Raw genomic sequence first — 16570 nt, 5'->3', positions numbered from 1 at the left:
ATGTCTATCGTGGGGCAAATATCATGGCTTATCGTTGGGCAACTCACACGCTAATAAAAACTCAGCAGTTCCCTCATCAACAATTAAATCTGTCACATAGCCACCCAACAATGCACCTAACGTTGCGGCATAGCCATTCTCGCCACCTGCTAAAAATATTTTACGCTCAATTTGCCTTAGCTGAGCAAGACTGATCCCGAGAATACGTTGGTCAACATCACCAATAACAGGTACTCCGTCTTTATCATAAAAGCGCCCACAAATGACCCCAACCGCGCCTGCATCCCGATAACTTTGCATCTCCCTTTTGCTCAATACACCCACACGAATTAATGGATTTTCATCCAGCGCACTACCAACAACAAAGAACGCTTTTGTACAATGGGTTAATACCTCGAAATTCGCACGAATGATCGGCTCAGCCTGTAATTCCATCGCGAGTCTTGCACTAGAAACAACGGCGGGAACATGAAGTGAAGCAACTTTTCCTGAAAGTTTAAACGCTATCTGTGAGGAAGACTCAAGGATTGTCAGGTCTGGCTGAGAAGGCATAGAACCGAGCATCTGAATAACGGTGACATTTTTACATGAATTAGGTGTCATCGTTTTACTCATCTCATGGATAGTTCTTCCCCAAGCGACACCTAAAACATCATCATTCTCAATGACTTGGTTCAAATACATCCCACCAGCGCGAGAAAGACGAGAACGCATCAATTTGGAATCTGTTCGTTTTCCTGCATGTTCACCATCTGGCACGATGATAACTCTATGCAAACCAAATTTATCACGAATACGTAAAGCCGCATCAATGGAGCCGAAGACATTGGTATCTAGATTAATTTGTACTAAGCCATTTTCCCTAGCAGTTTGCAGGTATTTGACGACCGTTACACGAGAAACTCCCATTAGGGCAGCAACTTCAGTCTGGCTCTTACCTTCTTGGTAATATAACCATGTTGCGTGTAGTACAGGATCATCATTGAATAAGCTGCTGTTGGCTTGCTCTTTACTCATCATTGTCTCCTGACATAATTTGGAAAAGCCTAGTTTAAACGATCAGAATATTACAGCCAGTCTTTATCACCATGGCTGGTCTTTTTAGGGACTCAATCCGATTTTATTCTCACCTATCCATACAGATAAAACCTTGCTACCCACCAGACTTACATACCACATCATATGGCATTAAGTTTGGCTTTTCATTTTTTATCCATTCAACAATGACCTTCAATCCATTAGGGGAGTATGCCTCACGTCCAGACCAAAGAAAATACCCCTTCCGCCATGCGGGCCAATCACTTTCAAGCTGGTAATTAAACTCAGGTGAACGAAGTAACCCATGGCTTGCATTTGGCAATACTATGACGCTCGCTCGAGGATTAGTAGACAAAATAGACTTGTAACGGCACGCGTTGAATTGAGCATCCACATTCAGGTCATTAGTTCCCCAAACAGCCAGTACACGCCCATTCATATTAGAGAGATCGGAAGAAGAATCACTTAGGTAATTTTTGACAACAAAATCAAAGATCTTAACGCTCGATTAAAAAACGTTAGCTACACCCTAATATGGCGTGAGTACTTTTAATTCCAAAGACTATCCAGAGACCATAGTGATAGGCAGCCATATGGTTATTAAATAAGCTAAAATATCAGAGTTTACAATGAATGGTAAATAATGAAGGCGATAGGTGTGTACTACCCAAATTGTTTTTCATAAGCATCGAGGTGATGCTTAAAAAATTTCGCATATTCTTCGGCGGATTCAACTAAAACAGTGACCTCGATACATTGCTCGCCCAGTTCTGCGGAATAATCGTCAAACGAGATAGAGTTACAGGCAATTTCTTCATTGGTTTCGTCGGTATATAGGCTCAAATGTACTTTATCGATATCTGCGGTATAAAATACAGTTGGCTCCAGCATACCAAACACAAACCCCATCGGAGGATCTCCCCCTTCTAATGCAGTAATCCCAATCACCTTGTTTTTATATCGAATTTTATATTTCATAATCTGGCTCGCAATGGTGAATATTGATGGGTGGAGAATTAAACCCCACCAGTGATTTAACCAATAATTCAACCAGCATACTAATCATAAGTAAAAGTGACACCAATAATAGACTGCACTTTCCCTGCTGAAACTTGGCCTGAAGTACGTCCATATCGTGCACTTAAGCCAAGGCTAACAGCACCTGTGGTGACCCTACCTAAAGCCACTTTTTGATTAACAGCTATCGCATTCCCATTACTGACCAGTTGAATACCGACGCCTTTTGCCGCATTTGTTCCCGAAAATGTATTCGCAAAAATATTTGAACGAGTATCTGTGGTCCCTGAAAGATAATAATACAGGTTTTGCCCTGAGGCACAGTGGACCGAAAGCGGAACAGGTGCTGTGCCAGGGTATTCGGGTAGATTTACAATAACATTTCGTGAAGATACATCACATCCACCAATAGGAATGAGCACATCATTATTGGTGTAGAGGTTCCATGTAAAAGTAGCCGTATGTATGTTGCCACCTCCAATAATATCAGAGCCCACCTGATGCATAACAAGGGTGGCAAAATGTGTACCTTTTTTAATGGCAATCCCGCCCGCAGCATTAATAGGTGTTAGGAATAATTGGGTATTCCAAGGGGTATAATTCCCAGACGGAAAACTTTGTTGGTGCGTGGGTTGCACAAGTGGAAACGTATTGCTGATACCATAGTATTTTAGTGAACCATTAAAATTGGCAAGTGCCCCACCAAATGCAGACCCTCTGATCATACTCACCAAGTCCCGACGTGTTGTTGGCATATCATTTTTACACGAAATGGACTGTGATAAATCAACAACTAGATTTTGCCCAGGTTGCACACTTGGTTGCAGGTTCACATAGGCATTCGCGGTCTGTGTGACATTACTACTTTGTAATATATTACCCGTAGAATCTGTACAAGTGAAAGCATAGCTCAAAGAAATACCCACGGTATAAATCGTTAAACCTGCTGCAAATAACTGAACACATTTTTTTATATTCATAATATTAACTCATTGATAAGTATAGGTAACATCAATAACAGCCTGTATATTCCCTTGAGTAGCTTGGCCTTTAACGGAAAGCGCTCTGACTTGCAAAGGAAAACGGGTGGATAATGAAGAGTCGTTAACTTGCAGTTTTTTTTGCGCACCATTGTTTAAGTTATTACCCGCGGTATCTTGGAGTTGTAGCTGAATATTGCCTGCTGTTCCCTGATTTTTATAATAACCCGTCGTATCAGCAATACCGCTGAAAGTGGCGGTCACCGTGGACGTTCCTACAGGGCAATTGACTAAATCTAATGAAACGGGGTGCCATATTGAGGAAGAACCTGGCGTGATTAAATTAAAAGTGTATAAATCACCTAAATCAACATTGGCACTCGTCGTTGCAACAGTGCATGGCTTCGCAACAACACTCCCATTCACTGTAATCGTCACATCAGCGGCATATGAGGATGTGGCTAGTGAAAATAAAATCAGCCAGATAAACGGGGCTGCTCCCTTCCATTTAATGTTCATGATGACATCCTCTGCTTACTGGAACTCAAGCGTAAAAGTGGCGGTAGCTCGAACATGCCCCGCTGTGACTGGTAATTTAGACGCCATTAATCGAGCATAAAAATGCAGTGTATTATTCTTACCTGCCACTAAAGGGGTCCAAACCATGTTGTTACTGGTAGCATTGAGTGCGAGTGGTTTTCTGGCACCATCTAAAATTTGTATACCTGCGCCTGATGCATTGAGGCTTCCGGGGTCTAACGCCAATAAGGTCTGATTGTTGGTATCCGCAATTCCCACAAAACCCACTTTCACCGCAGTAACCGAGTTGCCACAAGGGGTGAGCTCAATATTAAATGGAATGACAGGGGTCACTTCCCCCACGGCATAAAGTTGCTTCACCGCGTTATTAAGTAAATCAACAACTTGGCTTTGCGACCCCGGTGCAACCGCACACGTGTTATCTCGCACATACCCTTTAATGTTGATCGTACTGTCTGCCGCATATGCACTTTGAGATAATGATAAAAGTGCAAACAGAGAGGCAGAAAAAATCATGAACTTATTCGGCATTATTGGCTCCTTAGCGGCACAGTGCGCGGTACTTACTGAGCATCTCGTGTTGGCTTTGCTCAGGTAATGTGTAGTTAATCTGGCACTGTGAGTCGGGACCTTCTCCCCAGCGGGCAATAAGATGACCAGAAAGTGATAACCCCGTTAAGTAAACTTGACCGTCATCAGCAACAATGCTGCTACCATTGTTATCGCTTGAAGAAACAATCGCGCCAAATGGCACGGGCTTTCCGTCACTTTTTAGTAATGTCATCAGTACTTTTACCCCAATTCGAGGGTGGAAATCAGCGCGAACAACTGCACCTCGAGTAGGAACGACACTGACAACGGGGTCTTCTAAATCGACATTATTGGCTAATGTGTTGGTATCCAGCGCAATACGGTTTTCTCGGTAATCGGTGGCATAAGGTAAGATGGCATAGCCACGCCAATCAGTATTAACCCCTGTCTGATTTTCAACTTTTACGTTTCCCGCCCCCGGTGCTTTCACGAGGACAACAGTGTCATTCATTGGCTGACTAAGCGTGATGCCATTAGCATGAGCTAACACACCACCACTCAGACCATAATACATTTGGCGTACGTTATCGGTATAACTGTAACCCGCGTTAGCATTGCCATATGTACCGCGGTAATTCAGCGCCGTGTAACCAGATGCCGAAGAGTTACCTTGGCCGCCCCCTGCGTAACCCGTTTGCACGTTATAACTTAAGTTATTATCTTCAAGTAATGTGCCATAAAGGCCTGCCATGTTAGTGATACGACCTTTTAGGTCATGGGAGACGTTATAACTGGCACTCGCATTACGCCAAATTGATTGGCTGTCAGATCGCATCCAATAGCTAAATGGGATATTCACATTCATCGCTAACATCTGGTCATTTGCTTCTTGCCAAGAGTTCTTAGACAGACTGTAATTGATCCCCCAGCTAATACCTTCAATCAGTGTATTGAAACCAACCTGTAAATGTTTATCGGACTTACTCGTGTTCCAATACGTTTCATGGCTTCCTGTCACATACAATGTTGATTGCTCACCTAATTGTTGGGTGAGGCTTAGCTGGATTTTTTCACGTTTGTTATAGGCTAAATTATAGTAATCCGAGAATGTTGGAGTGACTTGAATGACACCATCTTGTGTCGCAAGGCTATAACCATTCATGCGCTTATAAGTGGTATCCGCAAATGAATAATAGCCTTTGGTTGAATAACGATAGCCAGCCAATTGTATGGTTGTGCCCGTTTCATTCATCGACTTGTTATAAAGAAAACGAATAGATTGCCCTTGATGATTGCTATCGTCAGGCAGCTTCGCATTTGCCTGTGTAATATCGATAGACAGCGCACCAAATACACCAATGTTTTTCCCCATACCGATGTTGAAGGATTGATAGCGACTAGCGAGTTGCGAACCTCCATAAAGTGTCCACCCGTATGATAAACCTCTCATTAATGTCGCTTGCATAAAACTCGGTTTTTCTTGCTGGCCATTTCCTGCTCGGTAATCACCCGCAGTGACTGCATATTGGGTATGCCCTTCCCTTTGAAGTAATGGTACAGATGAGTAAGGCACCGTAAAACTTTGCACCGAACCATCCGCTTCAGTAATACTAACGTTGAGGTCACCACTGTTTCCTGCGGCATATAAATCATTAATAATGAAAGGCCCTGGCGGGAAAGTATTGCGGTAGATTTCATAGCCATTTTGTTTGATGGAGACATCAGCCGTACCACGAGCAATACCGCGAATAACTGGCGCAAACCCTTTTTGGCTTTCCGGTAGCATATTGTCATCAGAAGCTAGCTGAATTCCTCTAAAGTTAAAGCTATCAAAGATTTCACCGGGGGTATAACTGTCACCTATTGTTAAGCGGGAGCGTATCTGATTTATCCCACGCTCCAAATAGGTATTAATATGTTCCCAACGAGTTTCAGTCGTCGACGTTCCTGAGCTGTGACTCCACGTCGAGTTATCTCGTAAGCGCCATGCCCCAAGGTTTAGCCCGCTTTGCATATTTAGGTAGGTATAGCTACTGTGCTTACCATTTTGGTTACGTGCACTATTTCCCGTTAAACTATAATTTAAAATACCCGCCGTAATACCCGAGTCCCAATATTCCGGGGGAATAAAATCTCGAGCTCGATTAGCCATAAATATTTGTGGAACCGTAATGTAGAGCCGTTGCAAACCAACATCAAAGCGTGCTGTCGCGTCTTCAATAAGCATATTCAAAGGCTGGCAGTTATTTTGCTCTGGGGTATTTGTTCCTGAAATTGCGGGTGTATTAACACCCATTTTTGCTAATTCGCCGAGTGTGAAACAAGGCATAAGCTGGCGTTCATTTTTATTTGCGACGAAACGAACATCTTTGGTTGATAAATAGCCATCATTCAAATAAATATCAACACGATAGGTTCCTTCCGGTACTTCTTGGCCTTGCTCAAAAGCAGATAGGTCTGCAACAGCGGAAGGGTCATCTGCTAAAAATCGTGGATTAAAGTAGAGTTCTGCCTCAGCCCAAGCAGGATACAGGCAAGCACTAATTAATAGCGTCAATGGAATTAAGGGAAAATGGCGTTCGGATATATATCCAAAAAATGATTCTTTTCCCGAAATGAATTGCCTTTTTTCAGATGCCAGATATGACATATTCCCTCTCCCTGAACAACCATGTCGCCCAGTAAGTTATTTAAATCAAAGTAGTAGTGAGTAAAAAACGTTTTTACTGGATGTTTCCGGTCATTTTGGGAGTTAACGCACCATAGTCATTAATCGTTTGGAAAGTAATGCCACCATTCGCATTGGTTGGCGCAGAGACAGATGCCTCACCAAACGGAGGAACCAATACATTATCGAGTTTGGTTGAACCGATATTTAATGACGTTACTGTTGCGTAATAAGGTGTAGGATTAATAACGGTAACGCTGCCAGCTTGGCGCCTGAAACGTAATGATTCCGCAACAGTTTCAGGCGAAACAGATAAATTGGTCGGGCGATAATACAGTTTGATCCGGCTGATGATGGCCAATTGAAGCGTATTTTCATTCAGCTTGGATTTATCCATGGCAGGAATGGCTTTTACATTGAGCCAGAAAAGGCTTTCTCTATCTTGAGGTAATTGGTTATTAGTGGCGTCAATAATACGCAATGTATTTTCTTTTTTACCTTGCATGGTAAATAAGGGTGGCGTAACCGCAAATTGGCTATCTTTTTTCCCTGATGTATTCTCTACCCAAGATTGAATAAGAAAAACGCTTTTTTCATCATTATTTGTCACTGCAAGCTGAACTTGTTTTTGCCCAGCAGGGTAAATAACACGTGTCGCGCCTAATGCAACACCGGCATATGCCTGAGTATATATATTTGAACAGAGTAATATTAATAAGGCGCCAATTAGTTTGCGGATTGTTACGTTTTTCATTGTTACGTCTGTCCTTTTCTAACAAAAAATTAAATAGGTATATAAATTATTTACGGATGTTTTATTCATAGGTCAGCGAAAAAAGAGCCTGTGCGTTTGCCTTTCCACCCGTAATTTGATAACTCGTCGCGCGATATTTAGCGATAAAGTGCAACGTCATATCACCATTAATAACGCGTGCTATTTTCCGAGGTGTACTATTAATAGGAATTAAGGTGTTAGCGGAATCAAAAACAGCTAGCCCTACGCCACTGGCGCTATTCGGGCCATCACCAATAGCAAAAATATCTGGGTTGGTATTATCTGCGATCCCCGAGAAAGTGATGGAGACATACTCAGTCGCGGTTTTGCTGCATTCGCGTAAATGGATATCAAATAGAACAGGCGCGGTTTCTTGACCTGGGGCAGTCAGCATATTCGTTCGTAGTTGTCCCATATTTACAGTCAAATTTTTGTCTGAAGTTTCGACACTACACGCTTCTGCGATGAGTTCCCCATGGAAGTGCATTCCTCCGCCTGGTAACTGAACATTCCACTTGTTTCCAGCCTCAAGGAGTGGAGCGAATAAAAGTAGTAGCGCAAACATCACCTCTCTCATGAGACTTTACCTTTCTAATTTTATTGATAAATAAAGCCGTCCTTGGCTAACTAATTCGACATCCTAAATCTGCTTAAAAATTACTCGTACTGAACAGCAAATGTTGCATCTGCGTTTGCCACACCCGCGGTAGTTGCATCAAGTGCATAGTAGCGAGCTTGGAATGGCAGAATGTTAGTACCATCTTTCAATGTCATCGCGGTGCTAAATGTTGCACCATCAAGGCCTAGAGGAATGCTTTTAGAATCTAAAATTTGGATACCTACATTCGTTGCAGAACCAGCAGCAGAAGAGGCTACAGATAGAACTGTCGGGTTTGCTGCATTTGCAGACACACCGGTAAATGCAACTTTTGCAGATGTCGCAATAGTGGTATCACAGTCATTTAATTGAATGTTAAAACCAACAGGCGTACTCACATCACCTGTTTGTGCTAATTTAACAGTACGAACTTGACCAAGCTGCACAGTTTGTTCAACGGAACCCGCGTCAACAGCACATGCCGCATTCACTAGCTCACCTTTAAAATGAACTGTGCCACCATTTACTGTCGTTGTAGCAGCAGAAGCCACCATTGAAGATAAAGACAGCGCAGCAGCGATTGATAAAGAAATAACTTTAAATTTCATGAAATTTACCTTTTTATTAATATTTCCTAATGGACATGTGTACTACAAAAACTTTTATTAACGCGTGACGAATAGAATCATTAGATTTGAAACCTAATGATTGTTTTTATATTGATAAACACTTTTAAATTTTATTAATAAATATAATTTTAAAAAAAGAGAAATAACTATCTCTTTCTTACTGTTATAAATGAATTTTCATACGTTGGTTTTTCAGGCTCACTTTTATAAAATGTTAGGATATTTTCCATAAAATATTCTATATCACAGTTTTTAAGTCCTAGAGCAAATAAGAAATTCATTAACCCATCAATAGTTAATGTATTTGTTCCACACTCATAACGTGAAATTTGTTGCTGGCTTATGTTTAAGCGTGCACCAAGTTCAGCTCCCGTTATTCCCAACGATTTTCGGTAGCATCTTAATAATGAGCCTATATAAATGGAAATATTGTGAGATCGTGGTTTATCCAACATCCTTCCTCCGGTTTGTTTATAATAAGTGACGCTTTAAAACCGATGCTATTACTAATGGACTATAAAATTTCACTTAGTGTAAACAATGAAAATGATTATTGGCTAATCGTTTTGGTCGATCAAATACCCATCGATTGATAGAAATTAACAATCAATGTAATAATATTGATCGCCAAAACTTATCATAAGTCAGGTTATTAGAGGGTATATTTATTTTATATTGACAGATTTATTCACATATACACGCCATTGAGTGTATCTGTATTTTATACTTATCGTAAATTTCAAACCTTTTTCGAGTGTATATGGGGCATTTTTTAAGATAGAATTTAATAAAACTAAAATTATAAGATAAATCCTATTCGTTTATTTATTAAATAAAACTTTATTCTCACAAATATTTAACTATTTTTCACATCCAAATAAAATTTTTACGTCGCGGTTCCCTCCTATCCCTTTTCACCCTCCTTCTCAGAATAGTGTATACTCGCCGACAAGAAATTTATTCACGGTTAATTAATAATGAAAGAAATCGAAAAAACACAAATTAAACTGCTTAGCGACCGTTTAGACCTTATTCGTCACCAGATGGCAAGCATGCAACTGACGAGCGAAGCAGAAAAATACGCAGAGCTTGAGAAAGAAAAAGCGACGCTAGAAATTGAAATTACTCATCTGAAAGCGTTGCGTAACAAGAAGCTAAGCAAAGAAGCACAAAAATTGGTGAATATGCCATTCAAACGCGCCATCACTAAGAAAGAACAAGCTGATCTTGGCAAACTGAAGAAATCCGTACGCGGTTTAGTGATTGTCCACCCAATGACGGCCTTAGGTCGCGAAATGGAACTGGATGAAATGACGGGTTTTTCTAAGAGTGATTTCTAGTTAGAAAATCAGCCCCACGAAACCTGTGATAAGCCACGACAACTGAAAAGTTCGTAGTCCGCTACCATAGTGAAAATAGTTAATGGACGCGTCACTTGCTGGTGCGAATATTACGGATGCGTTCGGGCTTCTCATCAAAGTAATCAGGCACGGCTGACTGACCGATAGACGGGTTTTTTAGCCGCTCATCATCCATCACAAACCCTTTAATCAGATACTGTTCTAAAGTTTGTGTCGCCCACTGGCGAAACTGTGCACCACGGACAGAGCGGACACGGTAGCCAATAGCAAGAATGGCGGGTAAACTATAGTGATCTATCTCTCTGTAAACCTGACGATTTCCCTCTAATCGAACTATCCGGAATTTCCAGATGGTTGCGTTTTAAGCAAGTTCCCCTTCAGAGAAAATATTAACAATATGCTCATTAATTGTACGAACGTCTTTTCCATACAGTTCAGCAATTGATGATTGAAATAACTACAACGTATCAGACTCAAACCGGCATTCGACGTGAGTTTGCCCATCTTCACTACGAAACAAAACAAATTCACCCTGTGGTGCTTCAGGAAGATTTTCGCTCATCAAATTGCCTCCACTTTCTATACGTTATGCATAAACGATGAACAACAATAATTTATTGAAAAAAGAGGAGTTATTAAGATGATAAGAATACAGAGAATGTTTTCAGGATAGCCATTGAGTGGCGGAAGATCACAGGAGTCGAACCTGCCCGGGACTGCTGGCAGCCCCAACTGGATTTGAAATCCAGCCGCCTCACCGGAGACGACGATCTTCCTCTATAGATTGGAAAGTGATTATAGACTGAATTCATTATTTTCCAAAGCATTGAAACTACAACTATCCTCTTTATTGATAAAAGCCAACAAAAACCCCATTTATTGATAAGCACTGATAAGAAAAAACGTTATCTTGATATTGAGGTTTCCATATCCGCCCCCATATACTTTCTTATATTCATAATGGTGTGCTGGTTTTATCACCCGATAACATGAATTGTTTGGAGATAAGCTCGCCATTTAACTTTTATTGTCAACACTGTAAGCCTTGGCCTACGAGCACAAGCCTGCAATCACAGGATGTTTTTATGACAAATTCATTATTAGCCGATTCTGCATTACCCCGTTTTTCTAGCATTGAACCTGCTCACGTTTTTCCTGCTGTCAAACATGTGCTCACCGAGTACCGCCAAACAGTTGAAAACCTCCTGAATGCAACCACCCACTATACATGGGATAACCTGTGTCAGCCGTTAGAAGAAGCGAGTGATAAGCTGTCTCGCGTTTGGTCACCAGTGAGCCATCTGCATTCCGTGAAAAATAGCCCTGAACTGCGCGAAGCTTACGAGCAATGTTTACCACTATTGTCTGAATTCAGTACGTGGATGGGCCAGCATGAGCCCTTATACCAAGCGTATAAATCCTTAAAAGAAAGTGCTGAGTTTAATTCACTTAGCCAATCACAACGTAAATCTATCGAAAACACCTTACGTGATTTCGAATTATCAGGTATCGGCTTACCTGCTGAAAAACAGCAACGTTACGGTGAAATTGTTGCACGTTTGTCGGAAATCGCGTCTAAATTCGGCAATAATGTGCTTGATGCCACCATGGGGTGGACTAAACTCATTAAAGATGAAAAAGAATTAGCGGGTATGCCAGAAAGCGCCATTGCCGCCGCAAAAGCCATGGCGGAAGCCAAAGGCGAAGAAGGCTACCTCTTAACTCTCGACATGCCAAGCTACCTGCCTGTCATGACCTACGCGGATAACGCAGAACTGCGCCGTGAAATGAGCCATGCATACAGTACTCGCGCCTCAGACCAAGGACCAAATGCGGGCAAATGGGATAATAGCGAGCTTATCGATGAGTTAATGGCGTTACGCCACGAGCTTGCCCAACTGCTTGGCTTCAAAAATTACGCAGATAAATCCCTAGCAACAAAAATGGCAGAATCACCAGAGCAAGTTTTAGGCTTCCTCAATGACTTAGCCGATCGCGCCCACCAGCAAGGTAAAGACGAACTGGCTGAGCTCACCGCTTTTGCTAAAGAACATTATGGTATTGAGTCTTTAGAATCGTGGGATCTAGCGTATTACAGCGAGAAACAAAAACAGCATAAATTCTCATTAAGTGATGAGCAATTACGCCCTTATTTCCCTGAACAACGCGTTCTAAATGGTTTGTTCGAAGTTGTTCACCGAATCTATGGTTTAACCGCCAAAGAACGTAATGACGTCGAAACATGGCATAAAGATGTGCGTTTCTTCGAACTGTATGATGATACTAATACCCTGCGTGGTAGCTTCTACCTTGACCTCTATGCACGTGAACACAAACGTGGCGGAGCTTGGATGGACGATTGTGTTGGCCGTATGGTGCATAAAGATGGTTCACTGCAAAACCCAGTGGCTTACCTGACATGTAACTTTAACCAGCCATTAGGCGATAAACCCGCTCTCTTCACCCATGATGAAGTCATCACCCTGTTCCATGAATTTGGTCACGGCTTGCACCATATGTTGACGCAAATCGATGTCGCTGATGTTGCAGGGATCAATGGTGTGCCTTGGGATGCCGTCGAATTACCAAGTCAATTTATGGAAAACTGGTGTTGGGAGCCTGAAGCGCTGGAATTTATATCTGGCCACTATGAAACTGGCGAACCATTACCAGCCGAAATGTTAAGTAGCATGTTAGCCGCGAAAAATTACCAATCCGCAATGTTTGTCCTACGCCAATTAGAGTTTGGTCTGTTTGATTTCACCTTACACGCAGAGTATGACCCTGCAAAAGGTGCGCAAGTCATGCCGACGCTATATGCGATTAAAGATAAAGTCGCGGTGGTACCTTCACCGAAATGGGCTCGCTTCCCACATGCCTTTAGCCATATTTTTGCAGGCGGTTACGCAGCAGGTTACTACAGCTATTTATGGGCTGATGTACTCGCAGCAGATGCTTACTCACGCTTTAGTGAAGAAGGCATTTTTAACCGCCAAACAGGCCAATCGTTCCTCGACAATATTTTAAGTCGTGGCGGCTCTGAAGAGCCAATGGCGTTGTTTGAACGTTTCCGTGGCCGTAAACCAGAACTTGATGCGATGTTGAAGAGCTACGGTATTCATGGCTAATCACATTAAGATCCAGTTGATCTGTGAAGAGGGTGCCGATCAAGGCACCCTTTCTCAACTTTCTGAAAAATGGCAGCTTTCCCATACACCAGATGCCACTATGGCACTGGTGCTTACCCCCGAAAATTTGCAGCTCCGCAAACTTGATGAACCCAAACTCGGTGGTATTTTTGTCGATTTTGTTTCGGGAGCAATGGCTCATCGCCGAAAATTTGGCGGTGGACGTGGTGAAGCAGTCGCAAAAGCGGTTGGGATTAAAAAAGAGTATTTGCCTGATGTAATTGATGCCACCGCAGGGTTAGGCCGAGACGCCTTTGTGCTCGCCGCTCTTGGTTGTCACGTTCGGATGTTAGAGCGTCACCCTGTGGTTGCGGCATTGCTAGACGATGGCTTACAACGTGGTTATCAAGATGCCGAAATCGGCCCGTGGCTACAAGAACGTATGTCCTTGATCCACACATCAAGTATAACCGCATTGAGTGAAATCACTCCTGCACCAGATGTTATCTATCTTGACCCGATGTATCCACATCGGCAAAAAAGTGCGTTAGTTAAGAAAGAGATGCGGGTATTTCAGTCGTTGGTGGGAGCAGATGATGATGCAGATGCATTATTAGCGCCTGCAATTGCCTTGGCAAAACGCCGTGTAGTGGTCAAACGCCCTGACTATGCAGAGCCCCTTGCGGGACAAAAAGCACCGTCAGCGGTTACAACAAAAAGCCATCGATTCGATATCTATCCGTGCATTAAAAATAACGATTAAACGTAACGGCGAAGGGCGTATGTACAGGTGAATTATCAGTATGATACAACCGCCCTTTCGCGTACGTTTTTTTGTCAGAGGATTACAACACACCCTGCCCAAGCATTGCATCAGCGACTTTTACAAAGCCCGCGATGTTCGCACCTTGAACATAGTTGGTTTGTTTTCCTTCACCACCAAACTCAACACAGTGGTGATGGATATCCAACATGATGTGGTGTAAGCGCGCATCGACCTTCTCTGCTTTCCAGCCAAGACGAGCCGCATTCTGCGCCATTTCCAAACCTGATGTTGCCACACCGCCTGCGTTAGCAGCTTTACCTGGAGCAAACAACACGCCAGCTTCAAGGAACAGCTCTGTTGCAGGGATCGTCGTTGGCATGTTTGCGCCTTCTGCGACCGCTTTAACGCCATTTTTGATTAACACTTTCGCTGCTTCAACATCCAGCTCATTTTGTGTTGCACATGGCAATGCGATATCAACAGGGACATTCCATGGTTGCTGACCCGCTAAGTAAGTTAAACCAAACTCTTTCGCGTATTCTTCAACACGGCCATAATTGTTTTTGATTTCTTCTAAGCGTGCGAGTTTTTCTGCAGTGAAGCCAGCCTCATCAACTACCGTACCGCTAGAATCCGATGCAGTAACCACTTTCGCACCCAGTTCCATACATTTTTCAATGGTGTACTGTGCCACGTTACCTGAACCAGAGACCGCAACTCGCATACCATCAAAGCTTAAACCATGGCGCTGTAACATTGCATTAGTGAAGTACACTAAACCGTAACCCGTTGCTTCAGGGCGAATTAAGCTACCACCAAAAGACAAGCCTTTCCCTGTAAATACACAAGAGGTGTCGTTAGACAGCTTTTTCATCATACCCGTCATAAAGCCAACTTCACGCGCACCCACACCAATATCGCCTGCAGGTACGTCAGTGTTTGAACCAATATGGCGATACAGTTCCGTCATCAATGCTTGGCAGAAACGCATGACTTCACCCGTGCTTTTTCCTTTCGGATCAAAGTCTGAACCGCCTTTACCACCGCCCATTGGTAAGGTAGTTAGTGCGTTTTTCAGTGTTTGTTCGAAGCCTAAGAATTTCAGAATGGATAAATTAACAGATGGGTGGAAACGCATACCGCCTTTGAATGGACCGATGGCTGAGCTAAATTGCACACGCCATGCGCGGTTAACTTGGACCTTGCCTTGGTCATCCATCCAACATACGCGAAATTGGATAACCCTTTCAGGTTCAACAAAGCGCTCAAGCAGTGCTTGGTCACGGTACTTTGCATTTTGCTCAAGGAAAGGCCAAAGGGAAGTGAATACTTCACGCACAGCTTGTAAAAACTCTGGCTGTGAAGGGTCTCTTTTTTGGACAGACTCCAAGAATGAAGATAGTGATTGTGTCATCTATGTCTTCCTTTTTAACATGTGGTTGTTGTGATGTGCCTCACTCTTTCTTGTCATTATTTTTAGGAAATGTGAGGTTGATTTGTGTTTTGCCTATTGAATATATCATTAGTTTGTATTCTAAATTCAAGGTTTTTTTTCACTATAATGCAAAAAAAATTGCTTGACCTGCCAATATCTACCCTAAATGTCATATTTTGACACAAAAAAAACGCCTGCATAAGCAAGCGTTTTTAGTGAATAATATTTCAAACAAGAGAGAATAGATTACTCTTCATCGTCATTTAACGGAACAATCAACATATCCACATGAACTGTATTGATTAACTGACGTGCAGATGACATCAGTTTGCTCCAAAAGTCTTGGTGATGACCACAGACCACTAAGTCCATGTCGTATTTTTTAATGGCATCAACCAGTACTTGACCAAGATCGCCGCTACCACTCAGCGTTTCTTGAATATCATAACCCGCACCTGCAGATAAATCTTTCAGCGCATTACGCGTCTCATCAGTGATACGCTGCTGCATATCACCCAAATTGACATCAATAAGTCCGGTGTACAGGTCTGAATAGTTAACATCAACATGGATCATGGATACTTTGGCACCGTAAGGTTTTGCCATAGAGACAGCCTTATCCAGTAATACTTTACTTTCAGGTGATAAATCTACCGCAACAAGAATATGTTTGTAAGCCATAAGTAAACTCCTTCCGAATGCTGATTAATCCAGTGGTTATGCCTTCACCACATCTTAATAATACTATACCTGCTAACTGTGATAATTAAGTGTTGCACTGATCACATCTAAGCAGATTAACCTTAAAACCATAAGTGTATATAACATTTTATAAAACAATAACATCATTCCTTCAATATTAATATATTCACCTAAGTAATTCGAGTTATGGCTACACTTCCACAGACAAGAAACAACATAATTTCACACTAAAGTGTGATATCCAATGATAAGCAGCAATGAAGTATTTTTTTCAATATAAACAAAAAGTAATCAAAAATTTGCAGGGATTGCACTTTTTTTAAACAATAATTTATCCTACAATGAAATGACTGAGTATAAATAAAATATCTTGCTGTATTTCCTTTTTGACAAGTGCTGTGA

At 42.1% G+C, this 16570-nt stretch carries 16 protein-coding genes, 1 tRNA gene and 1 pseudogene; 3 read left to right on the top strand and 15 right to left on the bottom strand.

The genetic code is table 11. The annotated features are described in order from the left end of the window. Positions 1 to 21: 21 nt before the first annotated feature. From ACE2AL_RS00545 to ACE2AL_RS00495, 11 genes are all read right to left on the bottom strand, one after another. On the bottom strand, positions 22 to 1017 hold the full coding sequence (locus ACE2AL_RS00545) for a sugar-binding transcriptional regulator (RefSeq protein WP_206085177.1): 996 nt from the start codon (positions 1015 to 1017) through the stop codon (positions 22 to 24). A 136-nt stretch (positions 1018 to 1153) separates the two neighbouring features. Beyond that, positions 1154 to 1477 (bottom strand): hypothetical protein, encoded by a 324-nt coding sequence (locus tag ACE2AL_RS00540; protein WP_371007342.1) that lies wholly within the window; start codon positions 1475 to 1477, stop codon positions 1154 to 1156. Positions 1478 to 1701: 224 nt separating this feature from the next. After that, positions 1702 to 2016 carry a hypothetical protein gene (locus ACE2AL_RS00535; RefSeq protein ID WP_206085179.1) on the bottom strand — a complete coding sequence of 105 codons (315 nt, stop codon included), beginning with the start codon at positions 2014 to 2016 and terminating at the stop codon, positions 1702 to 1704. Positions 2017 to 2096: 80 nt separating this feature from the next. Continuing rightward, positions 2097 to 3029 (bottom strand): fimbrial protein, encoded by a 933-nt coding sequence (locus ACE2AL_RS00530; RefSeq protein ID WP_375084290.1) that lies wholly within the window; start codon positions 3027 to 3029, stop codon positions 2097 to 2099. 15 nt (positions 3030 to 3044) lie between these two features. Then, on the bottom strand, positions 3045 to 3548 hold the full coding sequence (locus ACE2AL_RS00525) for a fimbrial protein (RefSeq protein WP_206085232.1): 504 nt from the start codon (positions 3546 to 3548) through the stop codon (positions 3045 to 3047). Between the two features lie 21 nt (positions 3549 to 3569). Beyond that, a complete protein-coding gene (locus ACE2AL_RS00520; protein ID WP_206085180.1) occupies positions 3570 to 4106 on the bottom strand; it encodes a fimbrial protein in 537 nt (178 codons plus the stop codon). A gap of 10 nt (positions 4107 to 4116) precedes the next feature. Further along, positions 4117 to 6756, bottom strand: a complete 2640-nt coding sequence (locus ACE2AL_RS00515) for a fimbrial biogenesis usher protein (protein ID WP_206085181.1) — start codon at positions 6754 to 6756, stop codon at positions 4117 to 4119. A 73-nt stretch (positions 6757 to 6829) separates the two neighbouring features. Further along, positions 6830 to 7528: a fimbria/pilus periplasmic chaperone gene (locus ACE2AL_RS00510; RefSeq protein WP_375083824.1), complete on the bottom strand. Its 699-nt coding sequence runs from the start codon at positions 7526 to 7528 to the stop codon at positions 6830 to 6832. Between the two features lie 61 nt (positions 7529 to 7589). Continuing rightward, positions 7590 to 8126, bottom strand: a complete 537-nt coding sequence (locus tag ACE2AL_RS00505; RefSeq protein WP_206085183.1) for a fimbrial protein — start codon at positions 8124 to 8126, stop codon at positions 7590 to 7592. A gap of 80 nt (positions 8127 to 8206) precedes the next feature. Further along, entirely contained in the window at positions 8207 to 8755 is a 549-nt protein-coding gene (fimA, locus tag ACE2AL_RS00500; RefSeq protein WP_206085184.1) for a type 1 fimbrial major subunit FimA, read from the bottom strand. A gap of 167 nt (positions 8756 to 8922) precedes the next feature. Further along, positions 8923 to 9231, bottom strand: a complete 309-nt coding sequence (locus ACE2AL_RS00495) for a helix-turn-helix domain-containing protein (RefSeq protein ID WP_206085185.1) — start codon at positions 9229 to 9231, stop codon at positions 8923 to 8925. A 522-nt stretch (positions 9232 to 9753) separates the two neighbouring features. On the opposite strand from ACE2AL_RS00495, the gene ACE2AL_RS00490 reads away from it, so the two are divergent. Continuing rightward, positions 9754 to 10116, top strand: a complete 363-nt coding sequence (locus ACE2AL_RS00490) for a YibL family ribosome-associated protein (RefSeq protein WP_206085186.1) — start codon at positions 9754 to 9756, stop codon at positions 10114 to 10116. A gap of 50 nt (positions 10117 to 10166) precedes the next feature. Here ACE2AL_RS00490 and ACE2AL_RS00485 read toward each other — a convergent pair. Together ACE2AL_RS00485 and ACE2AL_RS00480 are read right to left on the bottom strand one after the other, a co-directional pair. Further along, a pseudogene (locus ACE2AL_RS00485) lies at positions 10167 to 10699 on the bottom strand (virulence RhuM family protein); the annotation flags it as partial. A 119-nt stretch (positions 10700 to 10818) separates the two neighbouring features. Beyond that, positions 10819 to 10913, bottom strand: a tRNA-Sec gene (locus ACE2AL_RS00480). Between the two features lie 309 nt (positions 10914 to 11222). Here ACE2AL_RS00480 and prlC point away from each other — a divergent pair. Together prlC and rsmJ are read left to right on the top strand one after the other, a co-directional pair. Continuing rightward, complete coding sequence (prlC, locus tag ACE2AL_RS00475; RefSeq protein ID WP_272538857.1) at positions 11223 to 13265, top strand: oligopeptidase A; 2043 nt, start codon at positions 11223 to 11225, stop codon at positions 13263 to 13265. Further along, a complete protein-coding gene (gene rsmJ / locus ACE2AL_RS00470) occupies positions 13258 to 14028 on the top strand; it encodes a 16S rRNA (guanine(1516)-N(2))-methyltransferase RsmJ (RefSeq protein ID WP_206085190.1) in 771 nt (256 codons plus the stop codon). The genes prlC and rsmJ overlap by 8 nt, the downstream gene beginning before the upstream one ends. Before the next feature lie 82 nt (positions 14029 to 14110). Here the strand turns inward: rsmJ and gdhA are convergent, their stop codons facing one another. Together gdhA and uspA are read right to left on the bottom strand one after the other, a co-directional pair. Next, on the bottom strand, positions 14111 to 15445 hold the full coding sequence (gene gdhA, locus ACE2AL_RS00465) for an NADP-specific glutamate dehydrogenase (protein ID WP_206085191.1): 1335 nt from the start codon (positions 15443 to 15445) through the stop codon (positions 14111 to 14113). Positions 15446 to 15712: 267 nt separating this feature from the next. Beyond that, positions 15713 to 16147: a universal stress protein UspA gene (gene uspA, locus ACE2AL_RS00460; protein ID WP_206085192.1), complete on the bottom strand. Its 435-nt coding sequence runs from the start codon at positions 16145 to 16147 to the stop codon at positions 15713 to 15715. Positions 16148 to 16570: the final 423 nt, after the last annotated feature.

The sequence above is a fragment of the Providencia xihuensis genome (assembly GCF_041953405.1).
GTDB lineage: Bacteria > Pseudomonadota > Gammaproteobacteria > Enterobacterales > Enterobacteriaceae > Providencia > Providencia vermicola.
The sequence above is the reverse complement of the archived record's forward strand: the minus strand, read 5'-3'. Positions and strand labels throughout refer to the sequence as shown.

Coding starts and splice junctions, on each gene's coding strand:
- ACE2AL_RS00545 (WP_206085177.1), bottom strand. CDS start 1,017: ATGAGTAAAGAGCAAGCCAACAGCAGCTTATTCAATGATGATCCTGTA.
- ACE2AL_RS00540 (WP_371007342.1), bottom strand. CDS start 1,477: ATGAATGGGCGTGTACTGGCTGTTTGGGGAACTAATGACCTGAATGTG.
- ACE2AL_RS00535 (WP_206085179.1), bottom strand. CDS start 2,016: ATGAAATATAAAATTCGATATAAAAACAAGGTGATTGGGATTACTGCA.
- ACE2AL_RS00520 (WP_206085180.1), bottom strand. CDS start 4,106: ATGCCGAATAAGTTCATGATTTTTTCTGCCTCTCTGTTTGCACTTTTA.
- ACE2AL_RS00515 (WP_206085181.1), bottom strand. CDS start 6,756: ATGTCATATCTGGCATCTGAAAAAAGGCAATTCATTTCGGGAAAAGAA.
- ACE2AL_RS00510 (WP_375083824.1), bottom strand. CDS start 7,528: ATGAAAAACGTAACAATCCGCAAACTAATTGGCGCCTTATTAATATTA.
- ACE2AL_RS00505 (WP_206085183.1), bottom strand. CDS start 8,126: ATGAGAGAGGTGATGTTTGCGCTACTACTTTTATTCGCTCCACTCCTT.
- fimA (WP_206085184.1), bottom strand. CDS start 8,755: ATGAAATTTAAAGTTATTTCTTTATCAATCGCTGCTGCGCTGTCTTTA.
- ACE2AL_RS00495 (WP_206085185.1), bottom strand. CDS start 9,231: ATGTTGGATAAACCACGATCTCACAATATTTCCATTTATATAGGCTCA.
- ACE2AL_RS00490 (WP_206085186.1), top strand. CDS start 9,754: ATGAAAGAAATCGAAAAAACACAAATTAAACTGCTTAGCGACCGTTTA.
- prlC (WP_272538857.1), top strand. CDS start 11,223: ATGACAAATTCATTATTAGCCGATTCTGCATTACCCCGTTTTTCTAGC.
- rsmJ (WP_206085190.1), top strand. CDS start 13,258: ATGGCTAATCACATTAAGATCCAGTTGATCTGTGAAGAGGGTGCCGAT.
- gdhA (WP_206085191.1), bottom strand. CDS start 15,445: ATGACACAATCACTATCTTCATTCTTGGAGTCTGTCCAAAAAAGAGAC.
- uspA (WP_206085192.1), bottom strand. CDS start 16,147: ATGGCTTACAAACATATTCTTGTTGCGGTAGATTTATCACCTGAAAGT.